At 63.0% G+C, this 25850-nt stretch carries 22 protein-coding genes and 1 pseudogene; 6 read left to right on the top strand and 17 right to left on the bottom strand.

The window, feature by feature from the left end; genetic code table 11:
• Nucleotides 1-4: 4 nt before the first annotated feature.
• Nucleotides 5-961 carry a 2-hydroxyacid dehydrogenase gene (locus HGA39_01915; GenBank protein NTW28106.1) on the bottom strand — a complete coding sequence of 319 codons (957 nt, stop codon included), beginning with the start codon at nt 959-961 and terminating at the stop codon, nt 5-7.
• Nucleotides 962-1198: 237 nt separating this feature from the next.
• Between HGA39_01915 and HGA39_01910 the strand changes: the two genes are divergently transcribed.
• The gene (locus tag HGA39_01910) at nt 1199-2623 is read left to right on the top strand and encodes an MFS transporter (GenBank protein NTW28105.1); all 1425 of its coding nucleotides are present in this window, start codon (nt 1199-1201) and stop codon (nt 2621-2623) included.
• Nucleotides 2624-2676: 53 nt separating this feature from the next.
• Here HGA39_01910 and HGA39_01905 read toward each other — a convergent pair.
• From HGA39_01905 to HGA39_01840, 14 genes and pseudogenes are all read right to left on the bottom strand, one after another.
• A pseudogene (locus tag HGA39_01905) lies at nt 2677-3759 on the bottom strand (universal stress protein).
• Between the two features lie 48 nt (nt 3760-3807).
• Entirely contained in the window at nt 3808-4389 is a 582-nt protein-coding gene (gene kdpC, locus HGA39_01900) for a potassium-transporting ATPase subunit KdpC (GenBank protein ID NTW28104.1), read from the bottom strand.
• Between the two features lie 9 nt (nt 4390-4398).
• Nucleotides 4399-6474 (bottom strand): potassium-transporting ATPase subunit KdpB, encoded by a 2076-nt coding sequence (kdpB, locus tag HGA39_01895; GenBank protein NTW28103.1) that lies wholly within the window; start codon nt 6472-6474, stop codon nt 4399-4401.
• Between the two features lie 8 nt (nt 6475-6482).
• Nucleotides 6483-8210 (bottom strand): potassium-transporting ATPase subunit KdpA, encoded by a 1728-nt coding sequence (kdpA, locus tag HGA39_01890; GenBank protein ID NTW28102.1) that lies wholly within the window; start codon nt 8208-8210, stop codon nt 6483-6485.
• Nucleotides 8211-8221: 11 nt separating this feature from the next.
• Nucleotides 8222-8311, bottom strand: a complete 90-nt coding sequence (locus HGA39_01885) for a potassium-transporting ATPase subunit F (GenBank protein NTW28101.1) — start codon at nt 8309-8311, stop codon at nt 8222-8224.
• Nucleotides 8312-8596: 285 nt separating this feature from the next.
• Nucleotides 8597-9307: a response regulator transcription factor gene (locus HGA39_01880; protein NTW28100.1), complete on the bottom strand. Its 711-nt coding sequence runs from the start codon at nt 9305-9307 to the stop codon at nt 8597-8599.
• Entirely contained in the window at nt 9304-10872 is a 1569-nt protein-coding gene (locus HGA39_01875; protein ID NTW28099.1) for a DUF4118 domain-containing protein, read from the bottom strand. Before HGA39_01875 ends, HGA39_01880 begins: the two co-directional genes overlap by 4 nt.
• Before the next feature lie 68 nt (nt 10873-10940).
• Entirely contained in the window at nt 10941-12614 is a 1674-nt protein-coding gene (locus HGA39_01870; protein NTW28098.1) for an AMP-binding protein, read from the bottom strand.
• A gap of 47 nt (nt 12615-12661) precedes the next feature.
• Entirely contained in the window at nt 12662-13213 is a 552-nt protein-coding gene (locus HGA39_01865; GenBank protein ID NTW28097.1) for an XRE family transcriptional regulator, read from the bottom strand.
• 25 nt (nt 13214-13238) lie between these two features.
• Nucleotides 13239-13775, bottom strand: a complete 537-nt coding sequence (locus tag HGA39_01860) for a 2-oxoacid:ferredoxin oxidoreductase subunit gamma (GenBank protein ID NTW28096.1) — start codon at nt 13773-13775, stop codon at nt 13239-13241.
• On the bottom strand, nt 13775-14584 hold the full coding sequence (locus HGA39_01855; GenBank protein ID NTW28095.1) for a 2-oxoglutarate oxidoreductase: 810 nt from the start codon (nt 14582-14584) through the stop codon (nt 13775-13777). The genes HGA39_01860 and HGA39_01855 overlap by 1 nt, the downstream gene beginning before the upstream one ends.
• Nucleotides 14584-15678, bottom strand: coding sequence for a 3-methyl-2-oxobutanoate dehydrogenase subunit VorB (locus tag HGA39_01850; GenBank protein ID NTW28094.1), 1095 nt, complete (start codon nt 15676-15678; stop codon nt 14584-14586). Before HGA39_01850 ends, HGA39_01855 begins: the two co-directional genes overlap by 1 nt.
• Before the next feature lie 10 nt (nt 15679-15688).
• Nucleotides 15689-15895: a 4Fe-4S binding protein gene (locus tag HGA39_01845; protein ID NTW28093.1), complete on the bottom strand. Its 207-nt coding sequence runs from the start codon at nt 15893-15895 to the stop codon at nt 15689-15691.
• 4 nt (nt 15896-15899) lie between these two features.
• Nucleotides 15900-16613: a ParA family protein gene (locus HGA39_01840; GenBank protein ID NTW28092.1), complete on the bottom strand. Its 714-nt coding sequence runs from the start codon at nt 16611-16613 to the stop codon at nt 15900-15902.
• A gap of 149 nt (nt 16614-16762) precedes the next feature.
• Between HGA39_01840 and HGA39_01835 the strand changes: the two genes are divergently transcribed.
• Genes HGA39_01835 through HGA39_01825 form a run of 3 tightly spaced genes read left to right on the top strand, consistent with a single transcriptional unit; the run spans nt 16763 to nt 20393 of the window.
• Entirely contained in the window at nt 16763-17347 is a 585-nt protein-coding gene (locus HGA39_01835) for a helix-turn-helix domain-containing protein (protein ID NTW28091.1), read from the top strand.
• A 57-nt stretch (nt 17348-17404) separates the two neighbouring features.
• Nucleotides 17405-19153: an AMP-binding protein gene (locus HGA39_01830; GenBank protein ID NTW28090.1), complete on the top strand. Its 1749-nt coding sequence runs from the start codon at nt 17405-17407 to the stop codon at nt 19151-19153.
• A 31-nt stretch (nt 19154-19184) separates the two neighbouring features.
• Nucleotides 19185-20393: a major facilitator superfamily domain-containing protein 9 gene (locus HGA39_01825; GenBank protein ID NTW28089.1), complete on the top strand. Its 1209-nt coding sequence runs from the start codon at nt 19185-19187 to the stop codon at nt 20391-20393.
• A gap of 14 nt (nt 20394-20407) precedes the next feature.
• On the opposite strand, the gene cls is transcribed toward HGA39_01825, so the two are convergent.
• Nucleotides 20408-21862, bottom strand: coding sequence for a cardiolipin synthase (gene cls / locus HGA39_01820; protein ID NTW28088.1), 1455 nt, complete (start codon nt 21860-21862; stop codon nt 20408-20410).
• A gap of 7 nt (nt 21863-21869) precedes the next feature.
• The gene (locus tag HGA39_01815) at nt 21870-22190 is read right to left on the bottom strand and encodes a hypothetical protein (protein NTW28087.1); all 321 of its coding nucleotides are present in this window, start codon (nt 22188-22190) and stop codon (nt 21870-21872) included.
• A 167-nt stretch (nt 22191-22357) separates the two neighbouring features.
• Here HGA39_01815 and HGA39_01810 point away from each other — a divergent pair, with 167 nt between their 5' ends.
• Both HGA39_01810 and HGA39_01805 read left to right on the top strand, forming a co-directional pair.
• Entirely contained in the window at nt 22358-24838 is a 2481-nt protein-coding gene (locus HGA39_01810) for an AAA family ATPase (protein NTW28086.1), read from the top strand.
• A 108-nt stretch (nt 24839-24946) separates the two neighbouring features.
• Nucleotides 24947-25837: a DUF362 domain-containing protein gene (locus HGA39_01805; protein NTW28085.1), complete on the top strand. Its 891-nt coding sequence runs from the start codon at nt 24947-24949 to the stop codon at nt 25835-25837.
• The last annotated feature ends 13 nt before the right edge of the window (nt 25838-25850 follow it).

Genomic DNA, 25850 nt, shown 5'->3' with positions numbered 1-25850 from the left:
GTCCTCAGTATCCGTCGCGCACCACGTTGCGCAGGGGCTCGTCGTGCGCGAGGCGTTCGAGCTGATCGCGAATCAAGACCATCGCGCGCTGCATGAAGTGCGCGCCCAAGCCCGCGATATGAGGTGTGATGAGCAGCCCAGGTGCTTGCCAGAGCGGGTGGTCTGCGGGGAGCGGCTCGGGGTCAACAACGTCAAGGACCGCACGGATGTGACCGGCGCGCAGGGCCTCCAGCAAGGCAGTCGTGTCCACGAGCTTTCCTCTCGCGGCATTCACCAGCAGTGCGCCAGGCTTCATCTGCGCCAAAAACTCCGAGTCGACGATGCCCTGTGTTTCCTCGGTAAGGGGGAGCAGAAGGACAACCACGTCAGCACGTGGCAGGACCTCCGGAAGTACATCAGCAGTGTGGATGCCTTCCTTCGGGCGGCGGGCGATGCGGCAGATCGACCCGGGGCCGAAGGGTTCGAGCCGTCGTTCCACGGCATGTCCGATGTCCCCATAGCCCAGCAGCACGATGTTTGCCCCGGAGAGTCCGGGCAGGGTCATTGGCTCCCAACGACCCTCGCGCATGTTGTCGCGAAACGGGACGATATTCTTGAGCCCGGCCAAGATGGCGGTGAGTACCCACTCCGATACGGACCCATCGTGGACCCCGCGCGCAGAGCAAAGAGACACACCGGGCGGAATGCTGCCGACGATCTGATCCACGCCGGCTGACAACGTCTGCACGTATCGCAACGATGGCATCCGGTCCCACAGGTCTTCAAAGGGACCCGCTGGCTTGGGGCGAGATCCTCTCGGCTGATTGCCGGAAGGCAGGCTCGACGATATCACGAGGAACTCCACATCGCCGAGTCGCTCGGCGTGCTCGATGTCGTCAGGAATGGGAGCAATCTCAAGACCTTCGGGAGGGTCGCCCAAGAACTCGAGCGTCTTGGCAGGCAGCCAGACCAGATGTTTCATGCGACCATCCGTCATCATGTATCGATCCTCTCTTGCGTGTCGGAAACCCGTTGCACACGTCGTGAGACGATGATATGGCGGGGCTGGATTCTCTGCCATACTTATACCCCACCGGTCTTGGCCACGGGGCTTTCAGCCAAGACGGTTCGGACCTCGTACCCTCGCACTGCGACAACACGTCTATCGCTGGTATCATGGCTGGTGCGGTTGTACACCGCCTGCCGAGAAGGAATTCCCGTGAACCAAGCACCGATTGAAACCGAGTCTTGCCCACCCCAAGCCAAAGTGGCGCCCGCGTTATGGTTGATCCTCGTCTCGGTCGCGGCCGGGACCTTCATGTCTGCACTTGACGGCAGCGTGGTCAACGTCGTTTGGCCGGTCATTGGAGAGGCGTTTCACGCCAGCGTTGCGTCCATCGAGTGGGTCGTCATCATCTACCTGCTCGTGGTCAGCGGCACATTGCTCATTTTCGGTCGTCTCGGCGACATGCGCGGCCACAAGAAGATGTACCTGGCAGGTTACGTTCTGTTCGTGCTCGGCTCAGTCTTGTGCGGTCTTTCTCCCAACGAGTACATGCTGGTGGCCTTCCGCGGGTTTCAGGGGCTCGGCGCTGCGGTACTCTTCGCGGCTGCGCCAGCTATCTTGACGTCGAGCTTCCCGCCGAGCATGCGCGGCAGGGTGCTGGGGATGTCGGGGACGTTCACGTACCTGGGACTTACAGTGGGACCGCCGATCGGCGCCTTCATTACCGCTCGATTCGGGTGGCCGGCGATCTTCTACATCAATGTTCCCGTGGGCATCACGGCATTTCTCCTTGCGTGGCGCTTCATTCCCGCAGACTCGGGATCCGGCGATCGCGAGAGCTTCGATGCGCCGGGCGCGGCCACATTCTTTGTCGGTCTGGTTGCGCTCATCCTCGCGCTCAACATGGGGTCCCAGTGGGGATGGACCTCGCCGAGCATCCTTCTGCTTTTCGCGGTGTCTGTGGGGCTGCTTGCAGCGTTCATCTTGCTCGAGCGACGCAGGACCAGCCCTCTTGTTGATCTGTCGCTGTTTCGCAACCGGACCTTCTCGGCATCGTCGGTCACGGCGGTGCTCAACTACATCTGCGTCTACACGGTTGTCTTCCTCATGCCGTCCTACTTGGAGCACGCACGTGCGCTGTCTCTTTCTCAGGCGGGAGCATTGCTGATGGTAATGCCGCTCGTGATGGCGATCATGACACCGCTCTCGGGTACGCTGTCGGATCGCATCGGAACCCGGACGCCCGCAGTCGCGGGGATGACGGTGCTGGCTCTCAGCCTCGTCTCGCTCGGCATGCTCAGCCCGACGGCGCCGATACCGCTTCTGGCACTGGTTCTGGCGTTCGTGGGGTTCGGGATCGGCATCTTCATCGCGCCGAATACGAGCGCGCTTCTGGGCGCCTCGCCGCCGAATCGCCGAGGTATCGCATCGGGCATCCTCGCCGAGGCGCGGAATGTGGGCATGGTGCTCGGAGTTGCGCTTTCAGGGGCGGTATTCACGAGCGTGTTACATGGGACCAGCCCGGGGCCCAATGCGGCGACTTTTCACGCCATATCGGCCGGCTTCTTCGTTGCGGCGGGCATTGCCGTGGCAGGTGCGATAGCCGCAAGCACGACAAAACGCCCGCGTGGCCGGTGAAGTAGGCAACGCGGGCGGAGAGCCCGGCGCTTCTGGCTGCTGGGCTTCTTGGGCTACGTCGGTTCGCTGCGCCCCTCGGCGACGATCACCACATCGATGTTGCGGGTTTCCCGCATGATGCGGTTTACGACGGAGCCATGGAGGATCTCGTCCAGCCGCCCGCGGGCGGATTGCCCCAGCACGATGAACGTTGCCTGGTGTGAGCGCGCGAAGTCGATGATGCCGCCGGCGGTGTCGTCGGCACCGATATCGATGAAGGTTCCGCCAAGCTCGGTCGAGAGCGCTCGAATCTCATCCATGGCCTGTTGCTCGGTTGAGCTGAGCAAGGTCGCCGGCGGCTTCACGTGGACGACCCACAGATCACCGCCGAGTCGGTGCGCGAGCTGGTAGCCCCGGCGGACCAGCTTGCCGCTCTGCTTGCGCGGTGTCACCGCGACAAGAACACGATCAACCGCCCCCCACGTCTTGTCGACGTCGTGAGAGGCGATGAACTCTTCGAGATCATCGTCAACTTCCTCTGCAGTCTTGCGCAACGAAAGCTCGCGCAAGGCGACAAGGTTGCCTCGGCGAAAGAAGTTCGTGAGTGCTTGGTCGATCTTCTCCTGCTGGTAGATTGCGCCCCGCTTGAGACGGTTGATGAGCGCGTCGGGTGTTATGTCGACCAAGACCACCTCGTCGGCTTCGTCCAGAATCCGATCCGGCAGCGTCTCTCGCACGCAGACACCGGTGATCTGGTCAACGACGTCATTGAGGCTTTCGAAATGCTGGACGTTGACGGTGGATATGGCGTTGATCCCGGCGTCAAGAATCTCCTCGACCGATTGCCAACGCTTCGCATGGCGCGTGCCGGGAACGTTCGTATGAGCGAGCTCGTCCACGAGCACCCACTGGGGCCTGCGTGCGATGACCGCGTCGGTGTCGAGCTCGGTGAACTCGCATCCATGGTATTCGAGACGCTTGACCGGTATCTGCTCGAGGCCCTGGATCAGCGCCATGGTCTCCGGTCTCAGGTGCGGTTCGACGTAGCCGACGACTATGTCTTCCCCGCGCGATGTTCGCCGATGCGCCTCGGAGAGCATGGCGTACGTCTTGCCCACTCCCGCAGCGTAGCCGAGGAAGATCTTGTGGCGTCCTCGCGTACTCGGGACATCAAGTGGATCGGTCACGTCGCCTCGATTCGTCTGCTAATTGGACGATAGCGCGTCCAGCGCAAGATTCAACTCCAGCACGTTGACCCGAGGCTCGCCGAGGAAACCGAGCTGTCGCTTGGTCACATGCTGCTCGACAAGGTGGCGTACGGCTTCAGCCGACATGCCCCGCGCGTTGGCGACACGCGCGACTTGCAGGTACGCGTTGTCGGGCGAGATGTCCGGGTCCAACCCGCTCCCAGAAGCGGTCACCATATCGACCGGCACGGCACCTTTCGCTGCGCCGTCGGTACTCACTGCATCGGCGACGCGCGTCTCCACCTCAGAGATCAGCGTCTGGCTCGTCGGCCCGAGGTTGCTTGCGCCTGAAGACATTGCGTCGTAGCCAGAAGCTCCGGCTGCCGAGGGCCGTGGATGGAAGTACTTGTCGGCAGAGAAGGATTGCCCGATCAGCTTCGATCCGATCACCGTGCCCGATGCGTCAGTGATCAGACTTCCTGCCGCCTGCTCGGGAAATGCGAGGGTGCCGATACCCCAAACCACGAGAGGATAGATGATGCCGGTCAGCACGATCGTGACGACCGCCATTCGCAGCGAAACCAGAAGTGTGCGCCTCATACCCTTCTCCTATCCAAGGTGCAATGCGACGAGTAGGGCGTCTATCGCTTTGATGCCGACGAACGGAAGGATGACGCCGCCCAAGCCGTAGATGAGCAGGTTCTGGCGCAGCAGAGCGTCGGCGCCCACCGGCCGGTACTTCACTCCGCGCAGGGCAAGGGGAATCAGCGCCACGATGATGAGCGCGTTGAATATGACGGCGCTCAAGATCGCGCTTTCCGGCGAATGGAGACCCATGATGTTGAGCCGAGCGAGCTCTGGGTGTGTGACCATGAACATAGCCGGGATTATTGCGAAGTACTTGGCGACATCGTTGGCGATCGAGAAGGTCGTAAGCGCACCCCGGGTCATGAGCAGTTGCTTGCCGATGGCGACGATCTCGATGAGCTTGGTGGGGTCGGAATCTAGGTCAACCATGTTGCCGGCTTCTTTGGCCGCGCTGGTGCCTGTGTTCATCGCAACGCCCACGTCGGCCTGTGCAAGCGCCGGCGCGTCGTTGGTGCCGTCGCCTGTCATGGCGACGAGCTTGCCCCTCGACTGCTCCTTGCGGATGAGTTCCATCTTGGTCTCGGGCGTGGCTTGCGCGAGAAAGTCATCGACGCCGGCTTCTTTGGCGATGACCGCCGCGGTGATCGGGTTATCGCCCGTGATCATGACGGTGCGGATGCCCATCGAGCGCAGTTGTTCGAAGCGCTCGCGGATACCGCCCTTCACGATGTCCTTGAGGTGGATGACGCCGAGCACTTTCGGGCCGCGCGATACGACCAGCGGCGTGCCGCCGGCTTGCGAGACGCTGCGAACCAGAGCATCGAGGTCTGTGGGAAGGGTGCCGCCGAGCGATTCCACCCAAGCTGCGACCGCGTCGCTCGCGCCTTTGCGAATCCGCTCCGGGCCGATGTCGATGCCGCTCATGCGTGTCTGCGCGGTGAACGGAATGAACTCGGTGGTCGCCTCGTCGAGGTGGCGCTCGCGGATGCCGAATCGCTTCGCGAGTACGACAATCGAGCGGCCCTCCGGAGTCTCGTCGGACAGCGAGGCGAGTTGGGCGGCATCGGCAAGATCCTCTTCGGAAACACCGGTAACCGGGAGGAACTCGGCGGCTTGACGGTTCCCAAAGGTGATGGTGCCGGTTTTGTCGAGCAGCAGTGTGTCCACGTCGCCTGCGGCTTCGACGGCCCGTCCGCTCATTGCGAGCACATTGCGCTGCACGAGCCGGTCCATGCCTGCAATGCCGATCGCCGAGAGCAGCCCGCCGATGGTTGTCGGGATGAGGCAGACCAGCAGCGCGATGAGCACACTGACTGAGACGTTTCCTCCGGAGTAGACCGCGAAGGTCTTGAGCGTCATTACGACCAACACGAAGATGATCGTCAGCACGATGAGCAGGATGTCGAGCGCGATCTCGTTGGGTGTCTTCTGGCGGCTGGCTCCCTCGACCAACCCGATCATGCGATCCAAGAACGTCTGGCCGGGATCTGATGTGATACGCACCACAATGCGGTCGGAAAGCACCTTGGTTCCGCCGGTCACGGCGCTGCGATCGCCCCCGCTTTCGCGGATGACCGGCGCCGACTCGCCCGTGATAGCCGACTCATCCACCGAAGCGATTCCTTCGATGACGTCGCCGTCGCCGGGGATGATCTCGTTGGCAACCACGACAACGGTGTCGCCTCGGCGAAGCTCGGAGGCGGGGATGACCTCGACCGAGCCATCCTGCGTTTGGCGGTGGGCAGTTGTGTCGGTCTTCATGGTGCGCAAGGCGGCAGCCTGTGCCTTGCCGCGGCCCTCGGCCATTGCCTCGGCGAAGTTCGCGAAGACGACGGTGAACCAGAGCCACAACGCGAGGGCCGTGAAGAAGCCGAACTCGCTTGCTCCGCTTGCTGCCGAGGAGATCGCGTACGACGTCGTGATGACGCTGCCGATTTCCACGACGAACATGACGGGGTTGCGGTACAGGGTGCGTGGGTCCAGCTTGACCAACGCGTCGACACAGGCGCGAAGTATCAGTCGAGAGTCCGAAGTGGCGCGCCGTCGCGACTTTGGTTTCGGAACGTTGACGGCATCGGTGAGATTGGCTTCAGACATCGATGCTCCTAGAAGAGTTGGCCGGCGTACATGAGCAGTTGCTCGAGAAGGGGACCCAAAGCGTAGACGGGGAAGAACGTCAGCGCTCCGACGATCACGATCACAGCCACCAACAGGCCGACAAACAGCGCGGTGTTCGTGGGAAACGTGCCGGAGGATGGTGGCGAGACTTTCTTCTTCGCCATGGAGCCGGCGATACCTAAGACCGGGATGATGAAGAAGAACCGTCCGATGAACATACCGATGCTCAGTGCGATTGTGTAGAACGCGCCGGACGCGGTGATTCCCGCCATCGCCGAACCGTTGTTGCCTACCGCCGAAGTGGCCGCATAGAGTATCTCCGAGAGTCCATGCGGGCCTTGGTTGAGCACGGCGGAGGCCGCCGGCGGGTAGACCACCGCGATGCCCGCGATGATGAGGATCGACGCCTCAAGCGCAAGCACGGCGAGCATTGCGAGCTTCATCTCGGTCGGGCCGATCTTTTTGCCGAGATATTCGGGTGTGCGCCCGACCATCAAACCGGCTATGAACACCGTCAGAATGACGAAGATCAACATGCCGTACAGTCCCGAGCCAACACCGCCAAAAACAACCTCGCCGAGCGCGATGTTGAGCATCGCCATCCCGCCCGCCAGCGGTGTCAGGCTGTCATGGCTTCCGTCCACGGCCCCACACGACGCAGATGTGGTCGCATTCACAAATAGGGACGTTTGCGCAATGCCGAAACGTACCTCTTTGCCTTCCATGTTGCCGCCGGAACTGCCGCTTGTCTGCGCCTGGTTGACCCCGGCGTCGGTGAGGATAGGATTGCCGGCGCGCTCGGATCCGTAAACGACCGACAAGCCGATGACAAACAGCAGCGTCATCGCTGCCAGGAGAGCCCACCCCTGTCGGGTGTCCCCCGCGAACTTGCCGACCATATAGGTCAATCCTGCGGGGATGACCAGAATCGCGAAGATCTGCAGGAAGTTCGTGAGCGGCGAGGGATTCTCAAACGGATGCGCCGAGTTCGCGTTGAAGAAGCCGCCGCCGTTCGTGCCCAGTTCCTTGATCGCTTCCTGCGAGGCCACCGGTCCTTGTGCGATTGTCTGGATCGCGCCCTCGACCGTCTTGACTGTCGTGGGGGCGTTGAAGTTGTCGATCACACCTTGCGAGACGAATACGACGGCGAGAACAAGTGAGATGGGCAGCAGGACGTAGACGCACGCCCTTGTGAGATCCACCCAGAAGTTCCCGATCTCCTTGTGACCGGTTCGAGTGAGCCCGCGCACGAACGCCACAGCGATAGCGATACCAACGCCCGCCGAGATGAAGTTCTGCCATGCCAGCCCGGCCATCTGGGTCAGGTAGCTAACGCCGCTCTCTCCGGAATACGCCTGCCAGTTCGTGTTCGTCACGAACGAGACGGCCGTATTGAGGGCGAGCAGGGTGGGCATGCTGCCAACGTGAGCCGGGTTGAGCGGTAGTATCCCCTGCAGCCTCAGGAGCAGGAACAGCAGCAGAATACATACTCCCGAGAACGCCAAGAGTGACACTGCGTATGAGACCCATGTCATCTCGCCATCAGGATCTAGGCCGACAAGACGGTAGATCCTGCGTTCCACTGGCGCGAAGACGGGATGAAGGAAGGTGCGTTGTCCTGAGAACACGTGCCACAGGAAGGTGCCAACGGGTTTCGCCGATGCCACGAGGAGCACCAAGAAGAGCGCCAACTGCACCAGATCGATGAGGGGCATGAGCAACCTCTTTACAGACGTTCCGGATTGATGAGGGCCCACAGCAGGTAGAGCAAGACGCCCACGGCAATGACACCCACGATGACGTCTCCGGGGTTCATCTGTGCGACACCATCCGATCGGCGAGGTATACGTACAGCACTCCAACGCCGACGGCCGCAACTACGCCAAGCACCACCAGCACATCGGTGACAATGTTCACTGTGCCCGTCCTTCCTGGTCGTCAGAGGCGAGTCGGCGACCCGTCTGCCGTCTCGGCAATCGAGACGGCCCAACTGCACGTTCCAGTATGGGCAGGGGCGTGTTCAGGATGCGTGAAGGGGGCGAGGTGCCCTGTGAAGTTTCCGCGAAGATTCGCAGAGCGGCGCGATGGTGATGGCGGCGGACTACTCGGGCTCAGTGAAGCGGAAACCCACTCCGGGCTCGGTGAGGATATGGCGTGAGACGTCGCCAGGAGCCTCGATCTTGCGTCGCAGGTGCGATACATGAACGCGTAGGGTCTGTGTGTCGCCCACATACTCGGGTCCCCATACGGTGCCGAGCAGCATGTGCGAAGTGACAACACGTCCCGCGTTGCGGGCGAGAAGGGCAAGAATGTCGAACTCAATTCGCGTGAGGTGAATGGGCTCGTTTCTGACACTCACGGTACGCTTGGCAAGATCGATTACAAGATCGCCGGATCGTATCTCAGTGGTTGAAGCGTCCTGCCCCTGAACACGACGCAGAAGTGCTCTGACACGTGCGAGCAACTCGCCGGTTGAGAACGGCTTGGTGAGGTAGTCGTCGGCGCCAAGGTCCAGCGCGGCGATCTTGTCGTCATCGCCGTTGCGAACAGACAGGATCAGGATCGGGCCGCGGTACCACTCGCGCAGTCGGCGGCACGCCTCAAGGCCGCTCATCCCCGGCAGCGTCAGATCCAGGATGATGATGTCCGGTGTGCGCGTGGCTGTGAGCTCCAGACCTTCCTCGGCGGTCTCGGCGAGATCGACCTCGTAGTTGCGCACCTGCAGAACGGACTTGAGGGCGCGACGGATCTGCACCTCGTCATCGATGACGAGGACGCGCTGTGAGCGCTGCGGTGCGCCTTCGAGGGTCACTCGGTCTCCATCTCGCCGCGCGGTATCGACAGGATAAATCGGGCGCCAACGCGGGGCGCATCTTCAATCGTAAGCGATCCGCCGTGTGTGCGGACGATTTCGGATGCGATCGCCAGCCCGAGGCCGGTGCCCGACGGGGTGCTCGCCGAGGCCTTGCCGCGATAGAACTTCTCGAAGACGCGGGTCTTCTCGGCATCGGACACTCCGGGGCCGAGATCGTCGACGACGATCTCCACGCAGTCACCAACAAGGCGGGAATGAACGCTGACGGGACTGCCCTGGGGCGAGTATTCCAGTGCGTTTTCGACCACGTTTGAAAGAGCGCGTGCAAGTTGAGAGAAGTCTGCGTGGATCGTGGGCACATCATCCGGCAGATCGAAACGCATCCGATCGCGCTGAGCGGTCGTCAGACGCGAGAGCACCGTGCCGAGGATATCGTGCACGTCGTACTCTTCAAAGCGCGGCTGCCAAGCGTCGGACTCCAGGCGCGACAGGTCGAGCAGGTCGCCGATTGAGTCGTTGAGGCGCCCGAGGTCTTCGGCCACTGCAGTGAGCTCCTCGTGCATGCGTGCGGAGTCGCACGAACCTTCTTCATCGATGAGGCCCGTGATGCGCGCGGTCGCGGCGGCCAGCGGCGTCTTGAGCTCGTGAGAGACAGAGCTGACGAGCGTTGACTTGAGGCGGTCGGCCTCTTGCAAAGCCTCGGCGTGCGACGCTTCTGCCTCAAGACGCTGGCGCTCCAGTGAGGTGGCGGCAAGATTGGCGACGGCTGCGAGAAGTCGTGCGTCGTCGGAAGGAAGAGGCTCCCCATGGGTAGCGGGTTCGACGAACAGCACGCCTTCGAGACTAGCGGAGGTCTGCAAAGGAAGGAAGATGCCTCTGGCAGTGACTCCGGGAACAGCCTCGGCGGCGCCAACCGATACGAGACGCAGATCGTAGGGCACGCTGTGAGAGGACGGCATGCCGATGGCCTTGCTGGTGCGCATCACCCAGCTCACCAGCTCTCGCTCGCCCTCGGACTCGTCAGACGCTCCCGCTTGCGCAAGGCACTGCGGCGAGCGGTCTTCGGGCTGTTCCACATATAGGGCGGTCCGCCGGGCCTTAAGAACGTCGGTAACTTGAGTGACGATGAATTCGGCGATGTCGCCCACGCCCTTCTCGGAGGCGATCCTGAACGCGAGGCTGTTGAGAAGGGCGAGCTCTTCCTGTCGGCGAACGGCGAGCTGTTCACGCTTGCGAAGCTGCGCGGTCTGCTGCCCGGAGATGAGCGCGACGAAGAAGAACACGATGAGTCCGAGCCACTCGGCGAGCGACGCGACTGTGAGCCGGTAGTAGGGAGGGACGAACACCAGATCGAGCAGGAGGAAGGCAAACACAGCCGAGAAGGTCGAGCTCTTCACGCCTGTCAGGCGTGCGATCGTGATGATCACCGGGACATAGAGCAGCATAACGGTCGACGATGTCAGCAGTGGCCGAAACGGCAGCAGCGCAAGCGTCGTCAGCGCGACTAGGAGCGTCGCGAAGGGGAAGCCGCCTCCTGCTGTCGCAAAGCGTCTCAGGTTCAAGACAGACCACCACCTTCGCGAGGTTGTTTGTGCGCCGCCGCAACCGGCTAGCCGGCCGGATCGGCGTATTACTCCTTTACCCCACTCTCCTGCCTGATCTGCGCGCGCATGATCTTGCCGCCGAGGGTCTTGGGCAGCTCGTCCACGAACTCCACGATGCGCGGGTACTTGTACGGCGCCGTCGTTGTCTTCACATGGTTCTGCAGCTCCTTGACGAGTGCGTCGCTGGGCTCCCAGCCTTTTGCAAGGACCACGGTCGCTTTGACCACCAGGCCGCGCACAGGATCAGGCGCTGCGGTGACTGCGCATTCGACGACCGCCGGGTGCTCAATGAGCGCGCTCTCCACCTCGAATGGGCCGATGCGGTAGCCGGAGCACTTGATCACGTCGTCGTTGCGGCCCACGAAGAAGTGGTAGCCGTCAGAGTCGCGCCAGGCGACGTCTTTGGTGTTGTAGTAGTTGCCGCCCACGGCCTTCTCGGTCATCTCGGCATCGCGGTAGTAGCCCCTGAAGAGTCCTGGCGGATACGCATCCTTGAGGCCGGTGACGCAGATCTCGCCCTCTTCGCCGTCCTCGCAGACGCGGCCGTCCTCGTCGATGAGCTTCATGTTGTACAGCGGCGACGGCTTACCCATAGAGCCCGGTTTGGGTTCGACCCAAGGGAATGTAGCGACCAGCACGACCGACTCGGTCTGGCCAAAGCCCTCGCGGATCCTCTTGCCGGTCAGTTCGAGCCACTGCTTGGTGACCTCGGGGTTGAGCGGCTCGCCGGCGGTGGTCCAGTTCTCGACAGAGGACATGTCGAACGCCGAGACATCCTCCTGCAGCATGAAGCGGTACATGGTCGGGGGCGCACAAAACGTCGTGAGCTTGTAGTCTTGCACCTTCTGCATGAGCGTCGTAGGCACGAACTTCTTCATGTCGTAGCCGAAGATGGTCGCGCCGCAGATCCACTGCCCGTAGATCTTGCCCCAGCCGAACTTCGCCCATCCGGAGTCCGATACGCTCAGGTGCAGTGCGTTCTCCTTGACCTGTTGCCAGTACCTCGCGGTGATGATGTGGCCGAGAGGATGGGTGAAGTTATGGCACACCATCTTTGCCAGGCCGGTGGTTCCGGAGGTGAAGTAGATGAGCATCGTGTCTTCGTTGCGGGTGGCCTCGTCGCCCGTGGGGCGGATCCACTCATCGTCGGACGTCGATAGGAGCCAGTTGAAGCCGTGCCAGCCTTCGCGCTGCCCTGCGACGATGACCAGATTTTTGATCGTCGGTGCATCGGGCATCGCAGCCTCGACCTGGGCGAGCACGTATTCATCGGCCACGCAGACCATCATCTCGACGCCTGCACTCGCGGCGCGGTAGACGATGTCCTTCTTCGTGAGCTGGAGTGACGCCGGGATGAGGATCGCGCCGATCTTGCACAGCGCCGTCGCAACCACCCAATACTCCCAGCGGCGGCGACAGATCACCATGACGACGGAGCCCTTCTTGACGCCGAGCCCCGCAAACGCATTGGCGGCCTGGTTGGAGAGGCGCATCAGGTCGTTGAAGGTGAACGTCTCCTCGTTGCCGTCGTCGTCGCACCACAGGAGGGCGCGCTTCGTCGGCTCGACGCGAGCCCACTCGTCCACCACGTCGTAGGCGAAGTTGAAGTTCTCGGGCGGGACAATCCGGAAGTTCTCGGCGAAGTCCTCGTAGGAGTCGAACTCGATGCGGGGGCAGTACTTCCTGAGTATGTGATCCATGGTCCCGGGCGTCTCCTGTTAGGGGCGGTTGCTGACGGGTGGTGCGGCTACTCGGCGATGATCGTGACAAACATGGCGGGCACGTTGCCGTTGCACTTCTGGCCGTGCGGGTGGGTCGGGTTGAAGTAGATACTGTCGCCGGCGTTGAGCACCAGTTCCTTGTCATCGAAGGTCAATACGATCGATCCCGCGAGCACGAGATTGAACTCTTGGCCGCTGTGCGTGACCGGCTCGGCGGGCTCGTCGGTCGGGTCGAGGGTGACCAACAGCGGCTGCATGATCTTGTGGTTGAACCGCCAGGCGAGGTCCTCGTAGTGGTAGCCGGGGTAGCGGTCGACGGTGCGCCCGCCGCCGGCCTCGACCACCTGGTAGGTGTCGAGCTTGGCGCGGGTGCCGGTGAGAATCTCGGTCAGGTCCACCCCGAACCTGTTCGCAATGTGGTAGATCGCCGAGATAGGCACGTCGGCGCCGGTCTCCTCATAGGAGGCGTAGGTCTCGGCCGAGACGCCCAGCTCTCCGGCGAGCTCCTCGCGGGTGATGTCGCACGCCTCACGCAGGCCCTTGATGCGCAGGCCAATCTCCGTGAACTCGGTGGTCATGTGGCAGGCCCCTTCCGTTATCGCCCTAGCTCTTCATGCCAATCTCAAGTGCCTTGCGGTTTAACTCGAGCATCTCGGCTTTTCGTGCGGGAATGCACTTGACCAGGGCGCCATCGAGCGTGTCGCGACCGCAGAAGCCGATCTCATTGAACAGCCTGCCGGCGAGGATGACGTTTGCAAGGCCCTTGAGTCCCGAGTCCTCGGCAAGCTGCGTGGCGGGGACTCGGATGACCGTCACATCGTCGCGCTCGGGGACGGTGGCGATCATCGTGCTGTCGACGATTACGAGGCCGCCGGGCACGACGTCGGCGAAGAACTTGTCGAGTGACGGCTGGTTCATCGCGATGAGCACGTCCGGTTCGAGCACGAGCGGCGAGCCGATGGGTTCGTCGGAGAGACATACGCTGCAGTTGGCGGTGCCGCCGCGCATCTCGGGGCCGTACGACGGCAACCACGAGAGCTCGCGACCCTCGATGAGCCCGGCGTACGCGATGAGCTTGCCGGTGAACAGCACGCCCTGGCCGCCAAAGCCGGCAAGCAGCAGGTTGAGAGGCTTACCCATCAGCGCGCGCCTCCCTCGGCGAGGCAGGCGGCCTTCGCGGATGCGGCTTCGGCGATATTCGCGAAGCCTTCGGCCTTCACGTCCTTGTAGACGCCCAGCGGGTAGTACGGAAGCATGTTGTCCCGCAGCCACTGCAGGGCGTCGGTGGGGGAGAGCCCCCAGTTTGTGGGGCACGTGGAAACCACCTCGATGATGGTGTAGCCCACGCCCTCGATCTGGTACTCGAACGCCTTCTTGATGGCCTTCTTGGCGGCACGTACGTTTTTGGGCGAGTCCACGCTCACTCGCTGCGCGAGCGCTACGCCGTCCAGGGTTGAGAGCAGCTCGCACACGCGGATCGGGAAGCCCGCGGTGTTCACGTCGCGGCCGTAGGGGCTCGTCTGAGTCACCTGGTTTGGCAGCGATGTGGGGGCCATCTGGCCTCCGGTCATGCCGTAGATGGCGTTGTTGACGAAGATGACGGTGATCTTCTCGCCGCGCGTGGCGGCGTGCACGGTCTCGGCCATGCCGATCGAGGCGAGGTCGCCGTCTCCCTGGTATGCGAAAACGACGTTGTCCGGCATCACGCGCTTGAGCCCGGTGGCGACCGCAGGCGCGCGCCCGTGCGCAGCTTGGACCATGTCGCAGGCGAAGAAATCGTAGGCAAGCACTGAGCAGCCTACCGGGGCGATACCCACAGTGGTTCCCTCAATGCCCAGTTCGTCGAGTGTCTCGGCAACGAGTCTGTGTATGATGCCGTGCGTGCAACCGGGACAGTATGAGAACTGCGGGTCGGAAAGCGCATGAGGGCGCTCGAAGATGGTCTCCATCAGTTGGCACCTCCCACATTCTCTGGAGCGGCCGCGCCGACCTTCTCGGCGAGAGCTTCGACGCGAGCGAGCGTTTCAAGCGGCGTGGGAATGATGCCGCCGGCGCGCCCGAAGAACTCGACCGGCTTGCGCCCGTTCACGGCGAGGCGCACGTCGTCGACCATCTGGCCCATGTTCATCTCCACAGTGAGGAACGCTCTAGCGGTGTCCACGCAACGCTCAATTGTGTCGACCGGGAACGGCCACAGCGTGATCGGGCGGATGAGGCCGGCCTTGATCCCTTCCGCGCGCGCCTTGCTCACGGCGCTGCGGGCGATGCGCGCGCAGGCGCCGAAGGCGACCAGCACGATGTCGGCGTCCTCGGTCAGGTAGGTCTCGGCGCGCTGCTCGGTCGCCTTGATGACCTCGTAGCGCTCGAAGCGCTCGATGTTGGTGACCTCGAGGTCCTCCGGCTGCAGGTGGAGCGAGTTCACGACGTTGTGGGCGCGTTGGTGGCGGTGGCCGGTTGCGGCCCAAGGCTTCTCGGGAAGCGAGGTCTTGCGCTCGGGCAGGACCAGCGGCTCCATCATCTGGCCGAGCATGCCGTCGGCGAGCACCATGACGGGTGTGCGGTACTTGTCGGCCAGATCGAAGGCGTCGTAGACGTAGTCGGCCATCTCCTGCACCGTCGACGGCGCCAGCACGATGACATGGAAGTCGCCGTGGCCGGTCGCGCGTGTGGCCTGCCAGTAGTCGGACTGCGACGGCTGGATGCCGCCCAGGCCCGGGCCGCCGCGCTGCACGTTGATGATGACGCTGGGCAGGTCGGCGCCGGCCAGGTACGAGATACCCTCGGCTTTGAGCGAGATGCCCGGCGAGCTTGACGACGTCATGGCGCGTGCCCCGGCGGCCGAAGCGCCATACACCATGTTGATCGCGGCGATCTCGCTCTCGGCCTGCAGATAGGTGCCGTTCTCCTTGGGCATGCGCTTGGCCATGTAGGCGGCGAGCTCGGTCTGCGGGGTGATCGGGTAGCCGAAGAAGAAGCGGCAGCCCGCACGGATGGCGGACTCGGCCAGCGCCTCGTTACCCTTCATGAGTACTTTATCGGACACTTGGCACATCCTATCTTTCGACCGTGATCGCCACGTCGGGGCACATCAGCGCGCACGTGGCGCAACCGGTGCATTGCGACTCGTCTGTGAGCATGGCTGGGCGGTACCCCTTGTCTGTCATCTTCTCGGGATCCAGGGCGATGATGTGGCGCGGACACACGTCCACGCACAGCCCGCATCCCTTGCAATAGCGCTCGTCCACGATGATTCTCGGCATCGTTCTACATGACCTCCTCGTCCACCCCGGGATCGCTCTCCCAGGGGGTGCGAACGTAAACTCCAACAGGATACGCGTTCTCTATATATGTCGCGGCGCCCGGCACTTCCGAGAACTCGTGGGCCAGCCGCTTCGGTACCGTGGTGAAAGCGAGCGGCAGGCCGAGAAGCCCGGCCGTTTCGCGCGCATACCCGATGGAGTCGAGCACCGTCGCTGCAGTGGTCTCGTCCCGCAGATGCGAGTTGTTGACGACCGCGGTTGCCTGCAGGTGCGACGCGGCTTCGATCTCCGCCAGCAGATCGGCCGCCTCGGCGGGCGTGGCGATGAGGTTGCGGTAGCGGTTGACCACGTAGAGCATACAAAAGTCGATTGCCGCGATCTCGCGCGAGAAGCGGCCCAGCGTCGTTGCTCCCGCGTCGTCGCCTCCGACATCGAAGATCACCGCCCCCGCACTCTCGAACGCCGAGTAGACCGCTGCCGACAGCGATGGCGTCTCAAGCGTGGTCCCCGCGAACGTCGGCGAGATCACGCGCACGCCTTGCTCGGCGAGCATCTGCGCGTAGTCCGAGGAGCGGAAGTACGGGTTCACGATGTCGAGGTCCACGAGGGTGACCTCGCCGTGCTCCTTCGCCAGATCGAGCGCAAGGTTGATCGACAGGTTGGTCTTCCCGCACCCGTAATGGCCGGTCACTATCGTGAACCGCTTGATGTCGGGGATGCCGTGCAGGCCGGACTCCTTTGTCGATGAGCGAATTGCTACACTGTAGCGCGCCCGCGCATACGTCGCGAACATCGTACACGCATGCGGCATCTGGCATCGGCAGACGGCATTTGACGAGTTCATTTCCGCATCGGAGGGAGACACGCATGGAGCCCAATATCGCCGAGGTGGCGAGCCGAATACGGTCACTGCGCCAGGACATGGACCTCACGATGCAAGAAATGGCCGACGCCACCGGCCGCAGCGTCGCCGAGTACGTGGAAATGGAGAGCGGCGAGCAGGACCTGTCGTTCACGTTCCTCTACCGCTGCGCCGAGAAGTTCGGTGTCGACATGATTGAACTCCTCACCGGCGAGGGCCCGCACCTGACGGGCTACTCGGTGGTGCGCGGAGGCGAGGGACTCTCCATCAAGCGGCGCGAGAGCTTCGAGTACCGCCATCTCGCTCCCAACTTCAAGCACAAGCTTGCCGAGCCGTTCTTCGTGACCGCGCCGTACAGCGAGGAGGCGCAGGGCGCGCCGATCCAGCTGTCCCGACACGTCGGGCAGGAGTTCGACTACATCGTGTCCGGGCACATGCGCTTCGCCTACGAAGGCCACATCGAGGAACTCTCGGCCGGCGATGCGCTGCTCTACGACTCGGGCCGCGGCCACGGCATGATCGCGACCGGTGGCGAGCCCTGCACCTTTCTGGCGATCGTTCTCAAGGACCACGAAGCCGAGATCCGCTAGGCACTGTTGCCGACCTTGCCCGCCGACGCGGCGGCGCTCGACGAAAGAAGAGTCCACATGCGACACATCAACCTCAGGTACGTAGACGAGACGTACGACGAGCAGGGAGTGCTGGAGAGCTTCGGGCTCCACTACCCCGACGACTTCAACTTCGGCTACGACGTGGTGGATGACATTGCCGAGAACGACCCCGACCGCCGGGCGATGGTGTGGTGCAATCCCGAGGGCGAGGAGCATGTCTTCACCTTCGCCGACATGAAGCGGTGGTCCGACAAGACCGCCAACTACCTCGCCGGCTTGGGTATCGGGCGCGGCGACACGGTGATGGTCATCCTGCGCCGCCACTACCAGTTCTGGTTTACGGCGGTCGCACTGCACAAGCTCGGGGCCATCGCCGTCCCCGCGACGTTCATGCTCAAGGAGCACGACCTCGAGTACCGCATCAACCGCTCGTCTGCCAAGGCGATCATCTGCACGTCCCTGGGCGACATTGCGCAGACCGCCGACAACGTCGAGGCCGACTGCCCGTCGCTCGAGACGAAGATCATCCTCAACGGCGCCGGCGGCGGCACGACGGTCGGCGCGGTCGACGGCGGAATCGGCGCGGCGCTCAGCGGTCCTGCGGGCGTGTGCGCCGCGCGCATCGAGCGCGACGGCTGGCTCGACTTCAACGCGGGCGTCTCGGCGGCCTCGGAGGAGTTCGAGCGTGCCGAGACCCTCGTGCGCGACCCGTTTCTGCTGTACTTTTCGTCCGGAACCACGGGCCATCCCAAGATGGTCCTGCATGACAGCGCTTACGCGCTTGCGCACATTCCCACAGCCAAACACTGGCACAACGTCCAGAGTGACGGCAACGGGATCCATCTCACCATCGCCGATACGGGCTGGGGCAAGGCGGTCTGGGGCAAGCTCTACGGCCAGTGGCTCATGGAGGCGTGCGTTTTCACCTACGACTTCGACAGGTTCTCCGCGGGCGAGATCCTCGGCCTGATCGAGAGGTATCGCATCACCACGCTGTGCTGTCCGCCGACGATGTACCGGCTCATGATGCAGGAAGGTCTCGGCGGCTACGATCTCTCTTGCCTGAACTACTGCACCACCGCGGGGGAAGCGCTCAATCCGGATCTCTTCGAGGGCTGGCGCGAGCACACCGGACTTCCGCTCACGGAAGGGTTTGGGCAGACCGAGACGCCGCTCGTGGTATGCAATCTTGTGGGGATGATGCCCAAGCCCGGCTCGATGGGCAAGCCGTCACCGCAGTACACGGTTCAGATCCAGGACGACGACGGCAACCTCTGCGCCCCCGGCCAGACTGGCGAGGTTGTGATCAAGAGCGATCCGCACCCGGACGGTCTGATGATGTGCTACTACCGTGACGCCGAGAAGACCGCCGAGGCGATGCACGACGGCTGGTACCACACCGGCGACACCTCATGGTGCGACGAGGACGGCTACTACTGGTATGTGGGCCGCAACGACGACCTCATCAAGTCGTCCGGCTACCGTATCGGCCCGTTCGAGATCGAGAGCGTCCTGATGGAGCACGACGCCGTGCGCGAGTGTGCTGTCACGGGCGTGCCCGATCCTGTGCGCGGCAAGGCGGTCAAGGCGACCATCGTCCTAAACGACGGTTACACGCCCGGCGACGAACTGGTCAAGGAGCTGCAGACCTGGGTCAAGAAGCGCACAGCGCCATACAAGTACCCGCGCATCATCGATTTTGTGGCCTCGCTGCCCAAGACCGTCAACGGCAAGATCCGTCGGGCTGCGATTCGCGACAACGATGCGGGGAATACCGAGGAGTAGCCAGCGCGCCAACACGACTAGAGAGACTGCGATGAAAGACCGCCGCCTGCTCGTCATCTTCTCCATCGTGCTCGTCGACATGCTGAGTTTCTCGCTCGTCTTGCCGCTGCTGCCCGGGTACGCCGAGGCGTTTGGCGCTAGCCCGTTTGTCACGGGGCTGATCTTCTCGGCATACCCGCTGATGCAGGTGATCGCAGCGCCGATCCTCGGCAGGATGTCGGATGTCTACGGGCGCAAGCCCATCCTGCTGCTGAGCATCGGCGGCACGGCGTGCGCACTCGTGCTGCTGGGCTTCTCGGCCTCGCTGTGGATGCTCTTCGCGAGCCGCATGATCGACGGGATCACCGGCGGCAACATCTCGGTGGCTCAAGCCTACATGACCGACATAACCAGCGAGGATGACCGCGGCAAGGCGTTCGGGCTTGTCGGTGCGGCCTTCGGGCTCGGATTCATCATCGGACCGCTCACCGGCGGCTTGCTCGCCGTGTATGGGTCGCAGATTCCGGCCTTCGTTGCAGCGGGGCTGGCGGTGGTGAACCTTCTTCTGGTGACGTTCGTCCTGCGCGAGTCGCTTTCGAAAGAACGCCGAGGTGAGATCGCTGCAGCGCCGACCAAAGCGTTCAGCATTCGCGAGCTCGCATCAGCGCTCAAGTTCCCACGGGTGGGGCCGCTCATGTGGGTGCGCATCGTGATCGGCTTCACATTCGCCGTCTTTGAAGGCGGCTTCACGTTGTGGGCGGCCGTGGCCCTGGGCATGAATGCGCGCGCCATCGGGCTGGTGCTTGCCTACGTCGGCGTGATCCAGGTTGTCATCCAGCTGGGGTTCATCGGGCCGCTGACCAAGCGGTTGAAGGACCCCCAACTCATCGTGGGCGGAACTGCGCTGGCCGCCCTCATGCTGGTCGCGTGGGGAGTCTCGCCCAATGTATGGACGCTCCTTGCGCTGATGCCGTTCCTGTCATTGGGGATGACGGTCGCCAACACGATCGTCGGAAGCGCTCTGACCAAGGCGGTCTATGCCGATGAGGTCGGCGGCATTATCGGGCTCTCGACGTCGGTCGGCTCGCTCACCCGCATCCCCGCGCCGTCGGTTGCCGGCCTGCTCATGCAGTCGGTCGGCGTCTGGGCGCCGGGCGTCCTGGTCGGCGTGCTGACCGCCGCCGCCGTTCCATATGCGTACGCCAGGCTGATCCGTCGGCCGGATGCGCCCTTGCCCCCGCGGGAGCACGCGGGCGCGTGAGCCGTGCGTCGGCGCTACAGCAGGTTGGAGGCTAGCCTTGCCGAGGAGTCGCCAAACCGCTTGAGGCGGCTCCAGGCCGCGATGTCGTCCAGTGTGACCTCCGTGCAGTGAGCCAGATCTGCTGCGAAGATCTCCTCCTGTTGGCGGGCCAGTCCTTCGTCGTAGAGCCAGACCATGAGTTCGTGGTTGAGCCTCAGACTCCGTATGTCGAGATTCATTGTCCCCACGGCGCTGACCATACCGTCGATGGCGATCGTCTTGGCATGGAAGAATCCCGCATTGTAGAGGTAGACGTGTCCCCCTGCCCTGATAACCGGCTCCCAGTACGACTGTGCGGCGCGGTAGGCGATCTTCTTGTCCGGCCAGCCGGTCATCATGAACTTCAGTTCCACGCCCGAAAGCGCCGTGTTCAGAAACAGGTCGAGCATCGTCGCATCGGGCACCCAGTAGGGCGACTGGATGAGGACGCGTTTCTCGGCGCCCGAAATCGCGATCTCGTGTGCGCGTGTCGAGGACGACCAGTATTCCTCGACACCTTGGGCGACCACATGCGTCATGATCGGATTCTCGGCCACGAGAATATCGGCCGGCGGGAAGTACTTCGCGTCGAACAGGCTCTCGCGGAACACCCCATACCAGCGCTCGGCGAACAGGTGTGCAAGCTCGGCGACCGCCGGGCCCGTCATTCGGATGCTGGTGTCGCGCCAGCTTGGGTACCTGTCGCCGCCATCGATGTACTCCTGGCCGATGTTCATTCCGCCTGTATGGCCGATGACTCCGTCGATCACCACGATCTTGCGATGATCGCGGTAGTTGAGCTTGCCGATCTGTCTCACGTCCGAGCCAACCCGGGCCCCAGCCGCCGCGAGAGCCCTGAGCTCGTCCTTGCGGTACCTTAAGCTGCCGAGAAAGTCGTTCAGGATGCGCACTTCGACGCCGGCGTTCAGGCGTTCCGTTAGCGCCCTGCATACTTTCGCCGACAGCTCGTCGCGCTCCCAGATGTAGTACTGCATGTGGATGGAGTGCTGCGCCCTTGAGATGTCTTCGATCAGAAGCGGGAAGTACTCCGCGCCATCGGGGCAGATTGCGATCTCATTTGCCGGCAGGGGCCGGTTCCCGCGCTCCCTGGAGATGGCGCACTCCAGCCTCTCGATCGGAGTGCCGTCGTATTTCGCGGAGATCGAATCGGAATACCCTCGGTACCTGGAATAGATGGATTCCATGAACGGTTTCTGGATTGTCCCGAAGTCTCGGACCCAGCGTTGCCTCGCGTGAATCCTCTTCCAGTCGCGGCCCGCGAAGAAGTAGATGGCGAGGCTCACGTAGGGCAGAAGCAGGAAGATGAGGATCCATCCCATGGTGATCGCAGGGTCGCGGTTCTGGGAGACGATCAATGTGACGGCCACTATCCAGAAGAGCACGAGCAGCACCGTGACGAGCAGAGAGTCGTTGGCGCTCAAGAGCGACATCGGTGCGCTAGTTCGCTGAACGACGATGGTGGTATGCGCGGCCGCTGCCGCCGTGAGTGCTCAGGTCCAGAAGCAGCCCGATGCCCAAGATGATCCAGTCGAGCGTCGCGAGGCCGCCGGGCGCGACGAACACGTAGGCGACCGTCGTCCACGGGAGCAGCAGGAGGCCGGCCAGCGGCCAGACCCAGCCGGAAGCCGTCCAGCTGCCGATCGTCGCGCTCCAGCCGCTGAACGTTGCGGTAATGCGGGCTGGATCCAGCAACCACCACAAGACGAGCGCCAGACGGGGAGCGCCGCCAAGCAGGAGAACGCCCAAGCAGCACCCCATGAGATCACCCTTCCGGTTCGAGATCCTGTTCCAACCATATACCCGTTAAGCGCACACGTCGCTGCGACCCCACCGAACAAGGCGAGCCAATCCCGAAGCGTTTGGGTAGATGTCTAACGTACGTTCGAAGACGGGTGGGGGAGCCACCGTACTTTAGGAGGAAGACAATGTCAAAAACACCTCGAGAGCTCGAGTCCGCCGATGTCTACCGAGCCTGCGACGCCGGTGCGTTCGCATTTGTGACAGCCGCCGAATTGCCCGGACTTGCCGAGACGATCGGACAGGCGCGGGCCGTGTCCTCGGTCGAGTTTGGCATGGGGATCGAAAACGGCGGCTACAACATCTTTGCGGTAGGTCCTGTCGGCACGGGCAAGTCCGACACCGTCTATGACTTTCTCACTCGACAGGCGGCCTCGCGCCCCGCGCCCAGTGACTGGGTGTATGTCAACAATTTCGCGAAGCCGTATCAGCCCAATGCGATACGGCTTCCGGCCGGACGGGGCCAGGAGTTCCGGAAGGACATGGAGAAACTGGTCGAGGATCTGAAGGCAGCCATTACTCAGGCATTCGACAGCGAGGAGTACGCGAAGAAGAAACGAAGCATCATCAAACAGGTAGGCGAGCAACAGGCGAGCAAGTTCGAGGCGCTGGGCAAGAAAGCCGAGTCTCGCGGGCTGCTCATGGCTCCGACGCCGGCCGGCCCTATCTTCATTCCGCGGACTCCCACGGGGGAAAGAATGGCTCGTGAGGCCTACGAGATGCTGCCCGCAGAAGAGCGGGAAGGCATCGACGCCGCGATACGGAGCCTGAACGAGCAGCTTCAGCAGGTCATGCGGCTTGTCCGCAAGGATGAACGCGAAGGTCGCGACTCGCTGCGAAATCTCGATCGCGAGGTCACGACGTTCGCGGCCAAGCACCTCATCGATGAGGCGTGCGAGATATGGTGCACCGCGCCAGAGATCACTGAGTTCCTGAAGGCGGTTCTTGGAGACGTGGCTGACAACGCCGATGGCTTCCAGAAGTCCGAGGAAGAGGGGCAGGGGCAGCCTGGGTTCATGGGCATGCCAATGCCTGGTCAGCGCAACCCAGAGAACGCGTTTCTCAAGTACAAAGTGAACGTGCTCGTCGACAACTCCGCTCAAGTCGGCGCGCCGGTGGTGACGGAGAGCAACCCGCTGCTGCAGAACCTCGTCGGCCGGATCGAACATCAGGCCGTGTTCGGGGCGCTGTTCACGGACTTCAACATGATCAAGCCCGGCGCGTTGCACAAGGCGAATGGCGGCTTTCTGGTACTCGACGCCAGAGACGTTCTGCTGAAGCCGTATGTGTGGGACGCATTGAAGCGGACGCTGAAGACCGGCGAGATCCGCATCGAGGATATCGCGCAGCAGATGGGTTTTGCCACGACAGCGAGCCTTGAGCCCGAACCGATCCCGTTCAAGGCGAAAGTGGTCCTCATCGGCGAGCCGTACATCTACCACCTGCTGTATTCGCAGGATCCGGACTTCAGGGAGCTCTTCAAGGTCAAGGCCGATTTCGATACCGTGGTCGATCGCACACCGGCGACGGAGCAACTCTATGCGCAGTACGTCGGTCAGATCTGCCGGCAGCGCGGGTTGGCTTCTTTCTCGCCCGACGGAGTCGCCCGCGTGATCGAGCACTGCTCTCGTCTTGTGGAGGACCAGCGCAAAATGACCACGCGCGTGGTCGACATCGCCGATCTTCTCACTGAAGCCGCGTACTGGGCCGAGCGCCAGCGCCACGGCAAAGGTGCGCCCGTAGTCAAGCGGGAACACGTCCAGAAAGCCATTGACGAGAAGGCTCATCGTTCGAACCGCATTGAGGAGCGGGTTCGGGAGATGATCGCCAACGCCACCATCATGGTCGACACTCGAGGGGAGGTGGTCGGCCAGATCAACGGGTTGTCGGTCTCGTCCAGCGGCGACTACGCATTCGGTATGCCAAGCCGGATCACAGCCACGCACCGCCTGGGCCGAGGCGAGGTCGTGGACATCGAACGGGAAGTCGCGATGGGCGGCCCCATCCACTCGAAGGGTGTGCTCATCCTTGCCGGTTATCTCGGCTCCAAGTACGCTTCCGACCGCCCGTTGTCGCTCTCGGCACGCTTGGTGTTCGAGCAGTCGTACGGCGGTGTCGAGGGCGACAGCGCGTCCTCGGCAGAGTTGTACTGTCTGTTGTCATCGCTCTCGGGCGTGCCAATCCAGCAGCGGTTCGCCGTCACCGGGTCGGTCAACCAGCATGGGCAGGTTCAGGCCATCGGCGGCGTGAACGAGAAGATAGAAGGCTTCTTCGCGGTATGCAAGGCGCGCGGGCTCAAGGGCGATGAAGGAGTGCTGATCCCAAAGGCCAACGTGCCGCACCTGATGCTGAGCGAGCCCGTACGTGACGCGATCGCCGCCGGCCACTTCCACATCTACCCGATCTCCACCATCGACGAAGGAATCGGCGTGCTGACCGGCCTTCCCGCCGGGGCTCTCGGCTCCAAAGGCACCTATCCCGCAGGCTCGATCAACCGTCTCATAGTCGATCATCTGGCGGCCCTTGCCGAGAAGGCTAGGGAGTTCGCCCGCGACAATGGCAAGAACGGCGTACACGGCGATACGACAGACAAGCTCAAGCAGGCCTGAATCTGAATGCGGATCCGGCAGGCACGCCCGAGACGGCGTGCCTGCCGTTTTAGGTCAATCGGCAGTACCATGCTTCTGCTGCAATTTGCGCATCCGGAAGGAGACCCAATGCCCGCATCCCGGGAGGGCGCCGCCAAGAAGAGCGGCCTTACAGAGGTCGCCGAGCGGCTCGGCGTTCCCAGCGCGGACTTCTCGGCAGGGCGAACCGTCTCGTTTCCCGACGGCTACTTCATCAAGCAGTTCACGCTCGCAAACGGAGTTCTCGACGCCGACGGGCTCGTGTCGCTTTGCAAGCTCAAGACGCACGGTCTGACGCGCATCACCGGGGCGATCAAGAACCAGTTCGGCTGCATCCCCGGTATGCTCAAGGGCGAGTTCCACGCGCGGATGCCTGACATCGACCGATTCGCGCAGATGCTGGTGGACTTGACCCACTGCGTCGCCCCGCGTCTCTGCATGATGGACGGCATCCTGGCGATGGAAGGCAACGGCCCGCGCAGTGGCGACCCGCGCATGATGAACGTTCTCATCTTCTCGGACGACCCGGTTGCCATCGACGCCACGGTCTGCCGACTGGTCGACCTAGATCCGATGCTCGTGCTACCGATACGCTACGGCGCCGAGCGGGGCCTGGGGACAGCGACCGATATCGAGTACCTCGGCGATGCGCTGGAGACGTTTGTGGCGCCGGACTTCAAGGTGAACCGCAGTCCGGGCTCGACAACGGGCTCGCAGGGTGCGGCGATGCGGCTCTTCAAGAATCTCGTCGTTCCTCGGCCGGTCATCGATCCGGCGAAGTGCACCGCCTGCGGCACATGCGTGAAGGTGTGCCCGGTCGATCCCAAGGCCGTGAACTTCCGCCCCGCCGCCGAGAAAGGCACACCGCCCGAGCACGACTACAGCCTGTGCATCCGCTGCTACTGCTGCCAGGAGTTGTGCCCCGAGCGCGCGATCAGTGTGAAGACACCGCTTCTCGGCAGGCTTATCCACCGCGCCTGATGGCGCGCTGGGT

The organism is Coriobacteriia bacterium, assembly GCA_013336165.1.
In the GTDB taxonomy this organism is placed as follows: Bacteria; Actinomycetota; Coriobacteriia; order Anaerosomatales; family JAAXUF01; genus JAAXUF01.
The sequence above is the reverse complement of the archived record's forward strand: the minus strand, read 5'-3'. Positions and strand labels throughout refer to the sequence as shown.

Bases quoted from the DNA above. Each gene is read 5' to 3' on its own strand.
- kdpB (NTW28103.1), bottom strand. From the start codon at position 6,474: ATGTCTGAAGCCAATCTCACCGATGCCGTCAACGTTCCGAAACCAAAG.
- kdpA (NTW28102.1), bottom strand. From the start codon at position 8,210: ATGCCCCTCATCGATCTGGTGCAGTTGGCGCTCTTCTTGGTGCTCCTC.
- HGA39_01885 (NTW28101.1), bottom strand. From the start codon at position 8,311: ATGAACCCCGGAGACGTCATCGTGGGTGTCATTGCCGTGGGCGTCTTG.
- HGA39_01815 (NTW28087.1), bottom strand. From the start codon at position 22,190: ATGGGGTGCTGCTTGGGCGTTCTCCTGCTTGGCGGCGCTCCCCGTCTG.
- HGA39_01860 (NTW28096.1), bottom strand. From the start codon at position 13,775: ATGGGTAAGCCTCTCAACCTGCTGCTTGCCGGCTTTGGCGGCCAGGGC.
- kdpC (NTW28104.1), bottom strand. From the start codon at position 4,389: ATGAGGCGCACACTTCTGGTTTCGCTGCGAATGGCGGTCGTCACGATC.
- cls (NTW28088.1), bottom strand. From the start codon at position 21,862: ATGTCGCTCTTGAGCGCCAACGACTCTCTGCTCGTCACGGTGCTGCTC.
- HGA39_01805 (NTW28085.1), top strand. From the start codon at position 24,947: ATGCCCGCATCCCGGGAGGGCGCCGCCAAGAAGAGCGGCCTTACAGAG.
- HGA39_01865 (NTW28097.1), bottom strand. From the start codon at position 13,213: ATGACCACCGAGTTCACGGAGATTGGCCTGCGCATCAAGGGCCTGCGT.
- HGA39_01845 (NTW28093.1), bottom strand. From the start codon at position 15,895: ATGCCGAGAATCATCGTGGACGAGCGCTATTGCAAGGGATGCGGGCTG.
- HGA39_01810 (NTW28086.1), top strand. From the start codon at position 22,358: ATGTCAAAAACACCTCGAGAGCTCGAGTCCGCCGATGTCTACCGAGCC.
- HGA39_01835 (NTW28091.1), top strand. From the start codon at position 16,763: ATGGAGCCCAATATCGCCGAGGTGGCGAGCCGAATACGGTCACTGCGC.
- HGA39_01870 (NTW28098.1), bottom strand. From the start codon at position 12,614: ATGGATCACATACTCAGGAAGTACTGCCCCCGCATCGAGTTCGACTCC.
- HGA39_01830 (NTW28090.1), top strand. From the start codon at position 17,405: ATGCGACACATCAACCTCAGGTACGTAGACGAGACGTACGACGAGCAG.
- HGA39_01825 (NTW28089.1), top strand. From the start codon at position 19,185: ATGAAAGACCGCCGCCTGCTCGTCATCTTCTCCATCGTGCTCGTCGAC.
- HGA39_01915 (NTW28106.1), bottom strand. From the start codon at position 961: ATGAAACATCTGGTCTGGCTGCCTGCCAAGACGCTCGAGTTCTTGGGC.
- HGA39_01855 (NTW28095.1), bottom strand. From the start codon at position 14,584: ATGGAGACCATCTTCGAGCGCCCTCATGCGCTTTCCGACCCGCAGTTC.